The following is a 15,227-nucleotide window of genomic DNA, read 5'->3' as shown; positions in this document are numbered from 1 at the left end:
TCTTCCTCCTACTTTCTCATTTTTGGATCTAATGCATATGTTAGTCCATCCCCTAATAAGTTAAATGCAAGCATTGTTAGACAAATTGCTAAAGCTGGAAAGAATAATTGATATGGATACAATTGATATCCTCCCAAGGCATCAGATGCCAAGCTTCCCCAGGATGCAAGTGGTGGTGCAATTCCAAGACCAATAAAACTTAAAAATGCCTCTTGAAATATTGCATCTGGTATTGAAAGTGTTAATGTAACAATTATTTGTCCTAAACAATTTGGTATAAGGTGTTTCAAAATTATTCTCATGTTAGAAGCTCCTATTGTCTTTGCTGCAAGAACAAATTCCTGCTGCCTTAAAGACATAATTTGTCCTCTAACTATCCTCGCCATAGTCACCCAAAAGGAAATTGTAAGTGCTATTATTATGCTTTTTAAACCAGGCTTCAAAACAACCATTATAAGTATTACATATATAGTCATTGGTATAGCGTATATTGCCTCAACAATTCTCATCATGATATTGTCGACAATTCCACCAAAATATCCTGATATTCCACCATATATTACACCAATGAAAATGCTTAATATACTTGCAACAAGTCCTATAATAAGTGATACTCTAGCACCTTCTAGAACTCTTACAAATAAATCTCTTCCAAATTTATCTGTACCGAACCAGTGTGATAAACTTGGTCCCAGATCAGCCGAAGCCAAATCCTGAGATGTATAATTATATTTTGATAGCATCGGTCCAAATATTGCAGCTAATGTTATTAATATTATAAAACTCAAACCAAGCATTGCTAATTTATCTTTTCTAAGTCTTCTCACCACATCTTGCCAATAGCTCAAACTGGGTCTTTCAACTTTTTGAGAATTTTTCTCTTCCTTAGGTACAACTTCAAACATATCTTTAGAAAATTCCATGTATATTCCTCCTAATCATGTAGTTTAATTCTTGGATCAATAACAACGTATAATAAATCCACTATTAAATTTGCAACTATTAAAAATGCACAGAAAAATACAGTTACACCTAAGGTTGTTGTATAATCTCTATTAGATATACTTTGTACAAATTCTCTTCCAATTCCAGGAATTCCAAATACACTTTCAATTACGAAACTTCCAGTAAGTAAACCTGCTGTAATTGGTCCAAGGTATGTCACTAATGGAATTAATGAATTTCTAAGCACGTGTTTTAAAATTATTTTTCCCTTTGACAATCCCTTGGCCCTTGCAACTTTTACATAATCTGTTCTTATAACTTCAACTAAACTAGAACGTATTAATCTTGCAATAAACGCCATATAGTATAATCCAAGTGCTATTGCTGGCATTATATAATTTGAAGGTTTGTCCAATCCTACTGCTGGCAAAATGCCAAATTTTACGGCAAAAACATATATTAAAACAGGTGCTAATATCATACTTGGAACGGCAACCCCTACAGTAGATATCATCATGCATAAATTATCTAAAAATTTACCTTGTTTAAGTGCCGCAATTATTCCAAGAATTAGCCCGGCTGAAAGTGCAAATAAAATAGCACAAATTCCAACCTTTAGTGATGATGGAAATGAGTTTCCTATAACTTGATTAACTGTAAGTCCCTCCGTAGTCATAGATGGTCCTAAATCCCCATGCAACAAATCAGTTAAATATTTTTCATATTGAACTCCTAATGGTTTATTTAGTCCATATTTTATATTCAAATTCTGCTCTACAGCTGGTGGTAACTTTCTATCTCCAGTAAATGGACCTCCTGGAATAGCATGCATTAAAAAAAATGTTACTGTTATTACAAACCAAATTGTAATAATGCTTGAAACTAGTCTTTTTAAAATATATTTGAGCATTTTGTCCCTCCAAATATTTATTGTTTTGTATTATTTTGTAATTTAAAAGTTATATTGTACACACAGAATTTTATTTAAATTAAAAACTATTATCTGTGTTTTTTTGTCTTTCAATTAATAATATTATTAATAAATTGTTATTAATTTGTTAATAATAATTCAAAACAAACAATCATTTATTAGTTACGTTTATATCCTACTATTATTTTATACTTTTCTCAATATGGTCTTATTTCCATCACATTAATGATTTTCAACAACTGGTTTTTTTTACAATTTTATATTTAAAAAAATGTGGGTTTATTATCCATACATAATATAAACACACATTTTTTTAAATATTTAGTTTTACTTATTTTTTAATAATACATTCTATTTATCATATTATACTTTTTAAACTTAATTTCTACATATTCTATTTATTTTGTTTAGTTGTTCTTCTAGGTTCTTTGTAATTAACTCTTCGTTCTCTCCACTTATTCCATTGTATTCTAATGTAACCACATCAGGTTTTGAATAATTAAGTACCCAATCTAATAATTTATAGTCTTCATCTTTCATAGCTTGATGAGTATCTATTGGAAAACCATCTTTATTATAACCTGATCCAGCTAGATGAATTTCTTTAATGCGATCAAGTGGAAGTTTTTTAATATAATCATAGACATCTAATCCATGATCTTTTGCCGTAATTTTTGCATGTGCTATATCAAGTAGAAAATAGACATCATTATTCACGCTAAGTTCTGAAATCCTCTGAGGCGTGAAATATGGATAGAAATCGTATTTCTTGCGCTCTATAGTGGTATCTGGAGAATTTTCTATAAGAAGTGGTACATTTAAATTATCTTTAAAAATTTTAATATTTTTAGATAAATGTTCATATATAGCTACATCGCTCATCCCCTTACCCATGTCTATATTTCTGATTGCAAGATGAACTCCATAATGAAATGAATTGCATTTTTCAATAAGGTTATTTGCACGGTTAAAATCTATAACTTCTATATTTTTCATTCCGGTATTTTCAAAGTAACCTAATCCATGCAGCAAAACTGGACGCATTGAGCGCATAGTTTCAAATTCTTTATCAAAGTTTCCAAATGCGCCTGATTTAACATAATCAACTTTAACAGCATTCTTTTCTAAAAGCATTCTTAACTCTTTTGACCAATTACATCCTATATACATAACTTAATTCACCTACCTTCTTAAAATATCTACGCTTCTATGCTATTAAATATTGAAAACACATTTTTCCTAATATTGTACAAGCATCAAAACATGTTATTATTATACTATTCCATATATAAAAAATACAAGGTATAAAACTTACCTTGTATTTAAACTCTAAATTAAATTACTTGCTAAAGCATCATTTGTAGTTTCATTTACATTACTACTATTGCTGGCTTGATTTTGACTTAAAAGTTGAAATATAGAATTCATCATTTCATTGCCGTAGTCACCACTATTGCCTACCCCTAAACTACTACTGCTATCGTCATCACTATCATCAATACTCCCTAAGCTATCAGCTGTATTATATGCACCTGACATGCTTTGCAAACTTTGCAATTGAAGTAATTTTTCTAATTCATCCAGCTTACTCGTTTGTGATGATGTATCAGCACTATCAACTTTTGTACTTCCATTCACTTTTGTTGCACTTGTAGAGTTCTCTTTAGCTGAAGTTTGCATAACATCCCCAAGCAATGTAGAAAAATCAATATCATTACCTGAATTACTACCGCTATTCGTACCATATAAATTTTGTAATGCATTTTGCTGCATAAGCTGAGCTACTGCATCTACTGACATGTTTATCCATTCCTCCTTCGTATTTTATTACTTTAATTGTACTCTTTCAATTTTCCAATTTGTACATTTTAATAGTTTTTTTATAAAAATTTTATTATTAGCTATAACAAACCTTATCTCATTACTTTGTATTCCATAAGCCAACAGTCCTTTAATTCCCCTTCATGTAATTCATGCTCTGGAAGTATTTTTACTTTTACAAATCCGCTTTTCTCATAACATTTAATGGCTCTCTCATTCCAGGCTTGAGGATCTAGCACTATTTTGCTCGCAGCTTTCTCTTTTATTAAAAAATTAATCATTGCCTTCATTAATTCTTTTCCCATGCCTTGTCCCCAACATCTAGTTTCTCCTATAAATTGATCTGTACCAAATATATCATCTTTAACCTCTTCATATCCATATTCCCTACGTTCATCTTCATCAATAATATAAAATTGTATGTATCCTATAGGAATATTAGAGAATTCAATTATACATCTTGTTACATCACTATCCTTAGCATAAAATTTATCTTCAACCATTTTCTCATCAAAGTGGTTATCTCTTCCCTCATAATACTTAAGAACCTTGTCATCAGATAGCCATTTAACTATGAGACTTTTATCTCGTTCTTCTAAACTTCGAATTATTAATCTTTCTGTTTTACAAAATATCATTATACCCCTCCAATGCATGGATAAATAAGCTGAAATATTTAAATTGCTAATATAAACTCATCCCGATAAACTGGAATTTGTCGAGCGCTATAGTGAAGGGTTTTAACTCACTTCGTTTGTTAAAAGACTAAGGTTTTCGCTATGCGAAAGGTGAAGGGTTTTACGGTGCTATGCACGTAAAAGGTGAACTTTTTTATCTTCAATAAAAAGCTAAGGTTGATTTTCCTCCGTTTTCCTACGGAAAATCTTTAACGTATTTAAATTATTTATTTTTCGTAGAGAAACGGAGAAAAATATTCCTTAACCTTTTGCCGTGGCAAAAACCTTCACCTTTGACAAGCAAAGCTATGTCAAACCCTTCACTTTTCACATAAGTGAAAAAGTTAGTTTTTTAATGAGCAGGGCGAATTAAAACCCTTCACTCAGCTCGACAAATTCCAGTTTGTCTATACTAACTCTTTATCCTCCCAGAAAGCAATCCTATTGCCCACTCCTCAAAGTTTTTAGCAACCTCTTGATACCTATCTTCAATTGGATAATAAACATAAATTGTTGTATCAGTGCATTTTCCATCAAATACTTAAGATAAAAAATCCTTTATGCAATTTTCAATTGCTTCTTCTGTGCTACTAAAAAATACACCATGATTTTTAAGTTTATTATTTGATATTCTTAAATCTCTATTTTTTTCTTTATATCTTTCAATATCTTTTATTAAAATTTCTCTAACTCTACAGCTTAATCCCATTGCAGCAACAACTTTTTCTGCTACTTCATATGTGCTTAAATTATTTTCACTTCCTGCATTATAGACTTCAGCTGGCAAATCAATAATTTTATCAAAGTTCTTTACTAAATCATACACATATGTAATTCCTCTATATTCATTTGCCGGAAATTTTATAGCCTTATTTTCCATTAATGCTTTTACTATATTCCATACTATATTAGAATTTGTTTTCTTATGTCTTTGTGGAAGATCAAAAAGCCATGTAAACCTTAAGATAACTACATTATCCATTATTTCAAGTATTTCTTTTTCCGCTTCAATCTTATGTTTTCCATATACGTTATTAGGATTAAAACTTTTTTCATCATATGGTCCTTCTTCATCGTTTCCATTGTATACTTGATCTGAACTTAAATATATTAATTTCGCTTTTGTTTTTAAGCATGCCTTAGCAACATTAATTGAACCTTTAACATTTACTTCAAAAGATTTTTCTGGATTTCTTTCACAGGTACCTGTATCTGATATAGCGGCTGCGTGCACTAAATAATCAGGGTTATATTTTGATATTATTGAAACTGTTTGTTTTTCATTCGTTATATCTAAATCACTATGACTAAATCCAATAATGTTGTATTTCTCCTTATAATATTCAATAAATCTAGAAGCAAAAAAACCATCTTTGCCAGTAACTAATATTGTTTTCATTAAAATTCTCCTTTTAATCAATGCTATTAATAAAATCGTTCTTCAATATTTAATGCTGTTCCTCCAACCATTACTTCACTAATTTCACCATTTTTAATTATTAAGCTGCTTAAAATTTCTGAAGGTCTTCTCATCGAATATCCTTGCTCAAAAACTAAACTTCGTGAACTTTTTTCATTAATAATTCCATGCCTATATAAATAACAGCTTAATGCTCCAGTTGAAGTTCCCGTTGCTGCCTCTTCTGGTATGTCATATAAGGGAGCAAAATTTCTGCAATGAGCAGTTCCATTATTTTGCGTTTCTAAAGTAAAAACATGATACCCAACAACACCATACTTTTTACTAATACATGAAATTTTATTAAAATCAGGTTTTATATTGTTAAGTACCTTAAGTGACTTTACTGGAATTAAAATATCCTTTAAACCTGTAGATACAATTTGAATAGGAAGTTCACTCATAATATCAGTTTCATCAAGGTTTAATGACTGCGCTATTTCTTTTTTATCAAGTATTTCATAAAACTCAGGTTTTTTCTGTTCCATATAAATTACATTATTCTTATTACACTCTATCTTTAAAATACCCGCCTTTGTTTCCTGAGTATACTGTCCTTTATTTATAATGCCTTTATAGGCCAACAAAGTGAAAGTCCCAATAGTTGCATGTCCACATATATCTACTTCCGAATTCGGCGTATAAAATTCAACCTTAAAATCGGCTTTATTCGATTTTTTTACAAAAGCTGTTTCTGAAAAACCAACCTTTGCTGAAATTTTTTGCATATCATCTACCGATAAATGATCTGCATTTAAAACAACTCCAGCTGGATTTCCTCCTCCTTCTGTTTTTGCAAAAGAATTCAACGTATAAACTTTTATGCTCATATATATTTCGCCTCACTAATATTTAATCGAATTTCATATACTATAATTTTACTATTACCCATTAAACCCATCACTCCTCAAACTATTAATAATCTTCCTTATAATGTAATTTTACATCACTTATTATTAAGTGTCGAGCTTATTAAAATTGTCTAAATCTAATAAACTTTTTATTAAAAATCCAGCTCCAATTATTAAAGTTAATCCACAAATAGAAAGGGTACTAGGTGTGCTAATATAATCCAGCACAATTCCAGAAAAAAGCAGTGAAATAGGTGTTAATAAATTCATAATAATTGAAAATAGACTAAAAATCATTCCTCGCTTATCTTTTGGTACATATTTCTGAAAAATAGTAATCATACTAATTACTTAATATCACTCGCTTTAGTTTATGTTTATTGACCTCTCTCAACCTGTTAAAACGTAAAAAAAACAGGCTGCATTGAAATAATATTTCGTTATGCATCCTTAATAAAACTTCTGTTATGCTATTTTAACATAAAGTAAATGGCTAATTTAACTTCTCCACTTCTCTTTGTATACTCTGCATCCGCATATCTGTTTCTGTTATGATATCTGCACATTCTTTTAATTGATTTTTTATATGTATTGAATTACCTTCACCTGATTTATAATACAATTTATGCTCCAGGCTTGCCCAAAAATCCATTGCAATTGTTCGTATTTGAACTTCAATTCTCACAGGCTCTACATGATCTGAGAAGAATATAGGGATTTCCAAAACCATATGAAGACTTCTATATCCATTAGGTTTAGGATTTTTTATATAATCCTTTTCTTTTATTAACGTAATGTCATCCTGTTTTTTTAGCATGTCTGCAATCTCATATATATAGCTAACAAATGAGCAAACCACTCTTATTCCCGCTATATCATTTAAATTTTTCCTTGCTGATTCAATACTTTCCTCTAGTCCTTTACGTCTAAGTTTACCCATTATACTGTCAGGCAATTTAACTCTTGACTTCATATATTCTATTGGATTTCTTTGTCTTCTAACTTTAAATTCATAATCCAATATATCAAGTTTAGTGCTAACCTCTTTTATAGCAGCTCTATAAACCATTAAGGTTTCTTGCATTTCCTGCATTTCTTCTTTGATATTTTCTTCAATAAAAGGCACTTTAGTACTTACTGCCTTTGATTTATCCATGATTATCCCTTCCCCATGTTAATCTATGGCTTTGTTTTAAATAAACGCTCTCTTTCACACTTATTTAAAACAAAGCTTCCTTTAGTTATTTATTTTCATTCCACTTATAATCAATATAAATATCACACAACTTGTGAAGTGCTCTTGTTGCCATTACATATGATATTTTATCTTCTTCATTGAATTTTTCTGTGTTAATCATAATTACACCATCAAATTCTAGCCCTTTAGCAAGGTATGACGGAATTACTACTTCCCCACCAGAGTAAATTAAATTTTCCTTATCTATTACCTTTATATATTGATTATTTTTAAGAAGACTTCCAAAATACTTTGTTTCATCCATATTCCTACATATTATTCCTATCGTTTCAATGCCACTGTTTTTCATATTTAATATCTGCTTATCAACAATAGAAGTAAACTTATCATCACTTTGAGCTGTAATTTCTTCAACTTCTTCACCTTTTCTTACAAGTGGAACTATGGTATCATCATTTAAAAATTTATTAGCATATTTCATTATTTCGGCTGTAGACCTATAGCTTTTATTAAGCTTAAATAGTTCCCCCTCCATTTCATCAAAAACTTCAATAATTTCTTCCATAGGAACCTTCTCTGAAACTAATGGTATAATCCTCTGGTTAGAATCTCCTACAATAGTCATACCAAGACACTTTGTAATTTCCTTTATAACCATAAACTGAAGTTTACTGTAATCCTGTGCCTCATCAATTACAACATGTTTTATTTCTTTTTCCATGTTGATGCCTTCAAGCTTAATTCTTAAGTAAAGAAGCGGTGCTAAATCATCAATTGTGTACATCTTTTCACCATTAATAGTCTTATAAATTTCAAGTAAATCTGCTTCATTAAGAAACTGAAGTTCCCTTTTAGCCTTCATAACCATCTCCACAGCTTCTCTTATTTTTAATTTTCTTTTATATGCCATTTGATTTCCATTTAACTTAATTTCATCTGGTGTACAACTTTCAATGAGCTTTTTATATTCTCTTTCTATAACTCTTACTCTTTCATCTCTAGCATCTTTAAGCTTTCCAAAAATTATTCTTTTTATTTTTTTATTTCTTCTATATAAAGGCATATCCTTATAATACTTATTAAAAAGCTCTTTTACCTCATCTTCAGGCATAACCACTTTATCATAGTATTTTACTGAGTTCATACCAGCTTCATATTTTAAATTTAAATCTTCTATAATTTTATTAAGTTCATTTATATACCCATCTGACATCTTATGCTTTGTTTCTTCTATAAACTCTTTGTCATTACTTAATACATGCTCCATGTAATTCTTAGTGCTCATAATGTCTCCAGTATCTAATTCAAGCATATTTAAAGCAAAATCAACAAAAGTCTCCTGATTTATTCCTTCCTCGCCAAGTGTAGGCAAAACATCTTTTATATACTCCATAAAAATTTGATTTGGTCCTAAAATCAAAACCTTATCCTGAAGTATTTTTCTATAGTTATATAAAAGATATGCAACTCTATGAAGCGCTATAGTTGTTTTGCCACTTCCAGCTGTACCATTTACCACTACAATTTTGTTTCTAGGCTGCCTTATTATGTTATCCTGTTCCGCTTGTATTGTCATAACTATGTCACGAAGCTTACTTCCCGAATTTTCACTTAAAACCATCTGAAGTATATCATCTTTAACATCAACTTCTGAATCAAAAAGTCCTTTTAATTCTCCTTTTTTTATGACATACTGCCTTTTCTTTAAAATATCAACGTCCGTATTTCCTTCTGGAGAAGTATATTTAGCCTCTCCAAGAGATGCCGTATAAAAAAGTGAAGCAACAGGGGCTCTCCAGTCAACCACAAGTGGAGCAAAACTCACCTCAACAGTAACTCCAAATCTACCTATATATATTCTATCCTCTCCATATTCCTCTTCATTGAAATCAACTCTTCCAAAATATGGGGAAGCTAAAAGTATAGTAAATTCTTTTAATCTTTTATCTATTACTCTAAAACTTTCTTCTTTTACATATCTTTCATGATCAAAATATTCTATTATTTTATCTTCGTCATCCTCAAACTGCTCTATATTTTTCTTTCTAGCTTCAATTATATATTTTGATATATCTTTTCTCTTTCTAATATAACTTAAAATTTCTCTATTTATAATTTCAATTACACCTTTTAACTTATCAGCCTCTTCAAGAAACTCTTGCTCCTTTTCCTTATCTTTGACTATTGTATCAATGTCTCTTGTTCCTTCTCTTTCCATGACGAACTCTCCTTTACAACCTGCATAAATTCATCTCCCATAAGGGTTTCTTTTTCAAGTAGTATTTCCGCAAGTTTATTTAATAAGTCTCTATTTTCTTTAAGTATACTTTTAGACTTATTATGTGCATCTTTAATAATTCTAAGTACTTCTTCATCTGCTTTTGCCGCTGTGGTATCACTACAATTTTGGGCTGGCCTTCCATCGAGATATCTACTGCTTGTATTTTCAAGTGCCATCATATCAAATTCATCTGTCATTCCATATATAGTAACCATATTTCTTGCCGTCTTTGTTGCTCTTTCTATATCATTAGATGCCCCTGTGGATATTGTACCAAATTCAACTTCCTCCGCTGATCTCCCACCAAGCATAACCGTTATTTGATCAAACATTTCTTCTTTAGTAACAAGATACTTTTCTTCTTCTGGAAGCTGCATAGTGTATCCAAGTGCTCCCATAGTCCTCGGGACAATTGTAATCTTATGAACAGGATCTGTATGCTTTAAAAGTGCTGCCACAAGAGCATGCCCTACTTCATGATAAGACACAGTTTTCTTTTCCTGCTGTGATAGAATTCTATCTTTTTTCTCCTTACCAGCTATTATAACCTCAACTGCCTCTTCCAAATCATTTTGTTCTACTTCTTTTCTTCCCTGTTTAACTGCTAAAAGTGCTGCTTCATTTACTATATTTGCAAGATCTGCTCCTACAGCTCCTGGAGTCGATTTAGCTACAGATTCAAGTGATATCTCCTCTGACATTTTAACATCCTTTGAGTGTACTTTAAGTATAGCTTCTCTACCTTTTAAATCTGGTCTATCGACAATTACGCGTCTATCAAATCTTCCAGGTCTCAAGAGAGCTTTATCAAGTACTTCTGGTCTATTAGTTGCTGCTAGAATTACAACCCCCTTGGAAGAATCAAAACCATCCATCTCAGCAAGAAGCTGATTTAGAGTTTGTTCTCTTTCATCATTAGAGCCACCAATTCCACTTTCTCTGCTTTTTCCTATAGCATCAATTTCATCTATAAATATTATACAAGGAGCCTTTTCCTGGGCCTGCTCAAATAAATCCCTTACTCTTGCAGCTCCCATACCTACAAACATTTCAACAAAATCAGAGCCTGACATAGAAAAGAAAGGAACATGCGCTTCTCCTGCAACGGCTTTTGCAAGAAGAGTTTTTCCTGTTCCCGGAGGTCCTACTAAGAGTGCTCCTTTAGGAAGCCTTGCGCCTATTTCTGTGTATTTATCAGGATTATGAAGGAAATCTACAATCTCTACAAGAGATTCCTTAGCCTCTTCTTGTCCTGCTACATCTGCAAAGGTTTTTCCTGTTTCGTTCTCTGCGTAAAGCTTTGCATTGTTCTTTCCAAATGACATAACGCCATTTCCAAGCTTTTTATCAAGCATGTCAAAAATAATTTTACCTACTATAAGCAAAAATCCCATAGGAAGTACCCATGTAAATAAAAAGCTTTTAATAGGGTCATCATTTTTAAGTGTAGCCTTTATTTCTGCTCCTGATTTTCTAAGCTCATCCTTTAAATCAGGGTCATATATCCTTCCAGTATATAAAATTTTCTTATTGAAACCCACCCCATCTTTAGGAATAACAACAATTTTATCATCTGACACTTCTACTTGACTAACTTTTTTATTTTGAAGTAAATCAAGAAATTTATTATAAGTTATTTCCTGAGTTCTTATTGCAGCAGATGCATAGTTGATAATTAAAACAAATATCATAACACCTAAGGAATAGAATATTGCATACTTTAGTTTTTTATCTTTAAAATCTTTATTATCAAACACGTTTTTTTCCCTCCCATTGTATTATTTATAATACCATAAAATACTGTTAATTTTATTAATAAACTTTAAATATTAATTTAAATATTCACGTGCTAAATCCTAGGTTTCTATTATAATGTATTTATGAGTATTTTACTACTATTGCCAAGGCAATAATTTAAATTTTGACATTAATAATTTATAATTGTAAAATTATTCTTATAAAGGAATAGAGATAAACCATTTGAAAACTCGAAATTCATTTGTACCAAAATGTCGTCTTGGAGACATTTAGATGAACATAAATTTCGTTAGGTTACAAGGTTTATCTATAGAAAGGATATAAAAATGAATTTAGTTAAATCGTACGGAAAGTATATAAAACAAAATATTGATAACCCATCTAAAGCCTTAAGCCTTTTAAAGGCAGGGTTTTCACTAGAAAAATTTTTAGTATCCCATCTAAAAGACAAAGCTCTCCCCCCTTCACTTAATTATTTAAATAAGCTTTGCTTAAACTTTATAGTTAATCCTATTAAAAATCCATCAACTTCAGCTTTTGTAACTATATTTGCACCAACTGAAATACTTCATGTTTTTAATATAAATCCATTTTTAATGGAAGGCTTTTCTTCTTTTCTTTCTGGTATTGAATGTGAAGATGCCTTTATAGATTACGCAGAAAAATCGGGAATATCAGATACACTTTGCAGTTATCATAAAGCCTTTGTAGGAGCCGTAGAAGCCAACGTAATACCAAAAGCAAAATTTGCTTTAACCTCTTCTATGATATGTGACGGAAATCTAAATACAGTTAGATTTATTTCTAATAAATATAAAATTCCTTATTATTATCTTGACATACCCTATGACAATAATAAAGATACAGAAATATACGTAGTAGAGCAGCTTCATGAAATAGTTAAATTTATAGAAGACATAACCTCTTCAAAATTTGATGAAGAAAAGTTTAAAGAAGTAATAAGTATTGAAAATGAAACAAAAAAATATATGCGTAAATTTTATGATGGTCTTAAAGAAAAATACTTTCCAAACACTTTAACTTTGGAAATGTACAGATTATTTGCCTCCCATTCAGGTCTTGGTACAAAAGAAGTTCTTGATTTTTATAAAATGCAGGCTAATGATATAGAAAGTTCTCCTGCTTATACTGGAAAACGAATTTTATGGAGTCATGTGATGCCATTTTACAGCCCTACTTTAAAAAAATATTTTAACCTTAACCCTAATTATCAAATTTTAGCCTGCGATTATAATTTTGATAATATTGACAGCATGGATTTTAACCATCCTTATGAGGCAGTTGCAAAAAAACTTCTTTCAAACAGACTTAATGGTCCCTTTCAAAGAAAAATAGAAAATCTAACAAAAATGGCCGAGGATTTTAAAGCAAATGGAGTTATAAATTTATGCTCCTTTGGCTGTAAAGAATGCAGCGGTGGAACTATGCTTTTAAAAAAAGCTTTAAAGAAAAAAGATATACCTTATCTTTCAATAGATGGAGATGGCGTTGACAAACGAAATGCTCATGAAGGTCAAATAAAAACAAGACTAGAAGCATTTATGGAAATACTTGAAAGTAAATCGGGGGTAGCGAAATGATAGGTTATGTTTGTAAGTATACACCTTTTCACATTATAGAAGCCTTTGGAGAAAAAGCTATAAAAATAGACCCACACGTTCGAGGTTTTGACAAAGCTGAAACCTTAATGCATCCTAATATATGCACCTATGCAAAAGCTGTACTTGAAGAATGCATAAATTCAAACCTATACAATATAGTTCTTGTAAATTGCTGTGATAGTATAAAAAGACTGTATGATGTTTTAAAAAGCAATGATAAATTTAATTTTGTTTACCTTATAGACGTTCCAAGAAAAAGGAATAAAGCCTCCGATTTAATGATGAAAAAAGAAATCACAAAATTTATAAAGGCAATGGAAGACTTCACAGGAAATGATTTTGACGATGACAAATTTATCAACCTTGTTAATTCAGGTGCTGAACCTAAAAAACAAGATGAGGCAAGTTTAAATATTGCTCTTATGGGCTCTAGGGTAAAAGATACAACATTAAATCAAATTGAAGACGCGGGTGCTGCCGTAAATTTTAATTTCACATGCACTGGCAATTTTTCAAAATCAACTAAGCTTAATGCAAAAGAAGATTATCTTTTAAATTATTCATCATTTTTATTAAATTCATTTCCATGCATGAGAATGGTTGAAAACGGCGATAGAATTAAAGTTTTAAATGAAAATTTAAGTAATATAGACGGCATAATATATCATACTACAAAGTTTTGTGATGCTTATTCCTTTGAATATGCAAAGTTAAAGAACTTAATTTCAGTGCCAATGCTAAAAATCGAAACTGATTATACAGAGAAGGGTAATGGTCAAATGAAAACAAGAATAGAAGCTTTTGTAGAAACTCTTAAGACAAAAAATAATCAAAATGACAATTGTAAAAAAGTTAATTTTGCCAATACAAATGCAGACATTTTAGTAGCTGGAATAGACAGCGGCTCAACTTCTACTAATGTAGTAATAATGAATAAAAATAGAGAAATACTCTCCTCCTCTATAGTAAGAACTGGTGCCAAAAGTCAAAATGGTGCAGAAAGTGCAATGAAAGAAGCTCTTGATAAATTAAATCTAACCAAAGACAAACTCTCAAAAATAATATCAACAGGTTATGGACGTGTAAGCATTCCTTTCGCTGATGAAGAAGTAACCGAAATCACCTGTCATGGAAAAGCTGCTTACTTTTTGAACGATTCTGTAAGAACCATAGTTGATATAGGTGGTCAAGACAGCAAAGCAATAAAACTTGATGATAAAGGAAATGTAGTTGATTTCGCTATGAATGACAAATGTGCTGCCGGAACTGGAAGATTTCTTGAAATGATGAGCCACAGTCTTGAAGTTCCTCTAAATGAAATGGGCGAAAAATCTCTAGTTTGGAAAGAAGATATAGATATAACAAGTATATGCAGTGTATTTGCAGAATCTGAAGTAGTATCCTTAATCGCTCAAAATAAGGAAATTCCAGACATAATTCACGGTCTTAACAAAGCAGTAGCAACCAAGACCTCTGCTCTTGTAAACAGAGTTGGAAAAGAAGAAGGCTATATGATGACTGGAGGAGTTGCAAAAAATATAGGAGTTGTAAAATGCCTTGAAGAAAAACTGAAAAGCAAAATATTTATACCAGAAGAACCTCAAATAGTGGGCGCAATAGGCGCAGCATTGATTGCTATTGAAAGTATTTAGAACAATAAAAAATTACGAAGAAATTTTTTATT

13 protein-coding genes are annotated in these 15,227 nt (G+C 30.8%); 2 read left to right on the top strand and 11 right to left on the bottom strand.

The window, feature by feature from the left end:
* Positions 1–8: 8 nt before the first annotated feature.
* From LQK79_RS13175 to ftsH, 11 genes are all read right to left on the bottom strand, one after another.
* On the bottom strand, positions 9–923 hold the full coding sequence (locus LQK79_RS13175; protein ID WP_231016826.1) for an ABC transporter permease: 915 nt from the start codon (positions 921–923) through the stop codon (positions 9–11).
* A gap of 11 nt (positions 924–934) precedes the next feature.
* Positions 935–1,855: an ABC transporter permease gene (locus LQK79_RS13170; RefSeq protein WP_053243441.1), complete on the bottom strand. Its 921-nt coding sequence runs from the start codon at positions 1,853–1,855 to the stop codon at positions 935–937.
* A 399-nt stretch (positions 1,856–2,254) separates the two neighbouring features.
* A complete protein-coding gene (locus tag LQK79_RS13165) occupies positions 2,255–3,046 on the bottom strand; it encodes a multinuclear nonheme iron-dependent oxidase (RefSeq protein ID WP_053243440.1) in 792 nt (263 codons plus the stop codon).
* 159 nt (positions 3,047–3,205) lie between these two features.
* A complete protein-coding gene (locus LQK79_RS13160; RefSeq protein WP_053243439.1) occupies positions 3,206–3,676 on the bottom strand; it encodes a hypothetical protein in 471 nt (156 codons plus the stop codon).
* Positions 3,677–3,789: 113 nt separating this feature from the next.
* Positions 3,790–4,335 carry a GNAT family N-acetyltransferase gene (locus LQK79_RS13155; RefSeq protein WP_053243438.1) on the bottom strand — a complete coding sequence of 182 codons (546 nt, stop codon included), beginning with the start codon at positions 4,333–4,335 and terminating at the stop codon, positions 3,790–3,792.
* A 580-nt stretch (positions 4,336–4,915) separates the two neighbouring features.
* Positions 4,916–5,773: an SDR family oxidoreductase gene (locus LQK79_RS13150; protein WP_053243058.1), complete on the bottom strand. Its 858-nt coding sequence runs from the start codon at positions 5,771–5,773 to the stop codon at positions 4,916–4,918.
* Positions 5,774–5,799: 26 nt separating this feature from the next.
* A complete protein-coding gene (locus LQK79_RS13145; protein WP_053243059.1) occupies positions 5,800–6,663 on the bottom strand; it encodes a PhzF family phenazine biosynthesis protein in 864 nt (287 codons plus the stop codon).
* 126 nt (positions 6,664–6,789) lie between these two features.
* Complete coding sequence (locus LQK79_RS13140) at positions 6,790–6,954, bottom strand: hypothetical protein (protein WP_207642178.1); 165 nt, start codon at positions 6,952–6,954, stop codon at positions 6,790–6,792.
* 223 nt (positions 6,955–7,177) lie between these two features.
* Positions 7,178–7,777, bottom strand: coding sequence for a GTP pyrophosphokinase (locus tag LQK79_RS13135; RefSeq protein ID WP_407928534.1), 600 nt, complete (start codon positions 7,775–7,777; stop codon positions 7,178–7,180).
* Positions 7,778–7,925: 148 nt separating this feature from the next.
* Positions 7,926–10,100, bottom strand: coding sequence for a HelD family protein (locus LQK79_RS13130; protein ID WP_231016824.1), 2,175 nt, complete (start codon positions 10,098–10,100; stop codon positions 7,926–7,928).
* A complete protein-coding gene (gene ftsH, locus LQK79_RS13125) occupies positions 10,064–11,920 on the bottom strand; it encodes an ATP-dependent zinc metalloprotease FtsH (RefSeq protein WP_053243061.1) in 1,857 nt (618 codons plus the stop codon). The genes LQK79_RS13130 and ftsH overlap by 37 nt, the downstream gene beginning before the upstream one ends.
* A 327-nt stretch (positions 11,921–12,247) precedes the next feature.
* Here ftsH and LQK79_RS13120 point away from each other — a divergent pair, with 327 nt between their 5' ends.
* Together LQK79_RS13120 and LQK79_RS13115 are read left to right on the top strand one after the other, a co-directional pair.
* Positions 12,248–13,522 carry a 2-hydroxyacyl-CoA dehydratase subunit D gene (locus tag LQK79_RS13120; RefSeq protein WP_231016823.1) on the top strand — a complete coding sequence of 425 codons (1,275 nt, stop codon included), beginning with the start codon at positions 12,248–12,250 and terminating at the stop codon, positions 13,520–13,522.
* Entirely contained in the window at positions 13,519–15,195 is a 1,677-nt protein-coding gene (locus LQK79_RS13115) for an acyl-CoA dehydratase activase (protein ID WP_231016822.1), read from the top strand. The genes LQK79_RS13120 and LQK79_RS13115 overlap by 4 nt, the downstream gene beginning before the upstream one ends.
* The last annotated feature ends 32 nt before the right edge of the window (positions 15,196–15,227 follow it).

It is taken from the genome of Clostridium guangxiense (assembly GCF_021043395.1).
Lineage (GTDB): Bacteria > Bacillota > Clostridia > Clostridiales > Clostridiaceae > Clostridium_S > Clostridium_S guangxiense.
The sequence above is the reverse complement of the archived record's forward strand: the minus strand, read 5'-3'. Positions and strand labels throughout refer to the sequence as shown.

Bases quoted from the DNA above. Each gene is read 5' to 3' on its own strand.
- LQK79_RS13175 (WP_231016826.1), bottom strand. From the start codon at position 923: ATGGAATTTTCTAAAGATATGTTTGAAGTTGTACCTAAGGAAGAGAAA.
- LQK79_RS13170 (WP_053243441.1), bottom strand. From the start codon at position 1,855: ATGCTCAAATATATTTTAAAAAGACTAGTTTCAAGCATTATTACAATT.
- LQK79_RS13165 (WP_053243440.1), bottom strand. From the start codon at position 3,046: ATGTATATAGGATGTAATTGGTCAAAAGAGTTAAGAATGCTTTTAGAA.
- LQK79_RS13160 (WP_053243439.1), bottom strand. From the start codon at position 3,676: ATGTCAGTAGATGCAGTAGCTCAGCTTATGCAGCAAAATGCATTACAA.
- LQK79_RS13155 (WP_053243438.1), bottom strand. From the start codon at position 4,335: ATGATATTTTGTAAAACAGAAAGATTAATAATTCGAAGTTTAGAAGAA.
- LQK79_RS13150 (WP_053243058.1), bottom strand. From the start codon at position 5,773: ATGAAAACAATATTAGTTACTGGCAAAGATGGTTTTTTTGCTTCTAGA.
- LQK79_RS13145 (WP_053243059.1), bottom strand. From the start codon at position 6,663: ATGAGCATAAAAGTTTATACGTTGAATTCTTTTGCAAAAACAGAAGGA.
- LQK79_RS13140 (WP_207642178.1), bottom strand. From the start codon at position 6,954: ATGAATTTATTAACACCTATTTCACTGCTTTTTTCTGGAATTGTGCTG.
- LQK79_RS13135 (WP_407928534.1), bottom strand. From the start codon at position 7,777: ATGCAGGAAATGCAAGAAACCTTAATGGTTTATAGAGCTGCTATAAAA.
- LQK79_RS13130 (WP_231016824.1), bottom strand. From the start codon at position 10,100: ATGGAAAGAGAAGGAACAAGAGACATTGATACAATAGTCAAAGATAAG.
- LQK79_RS13120 (WP_231016823.1), top strand. From the start codon at position 12,248: ATGAATTTAGTTAAATCGTACGGAAAGTATATAAAACAAAATATTGAT.
- LQK79_RS13115 (WP_231016822.1), top strand. From the start codon at position 13,519: ATGATAGGTTATGTTTGTAAGTATACACCTTTTCACATTATAGAAGCC.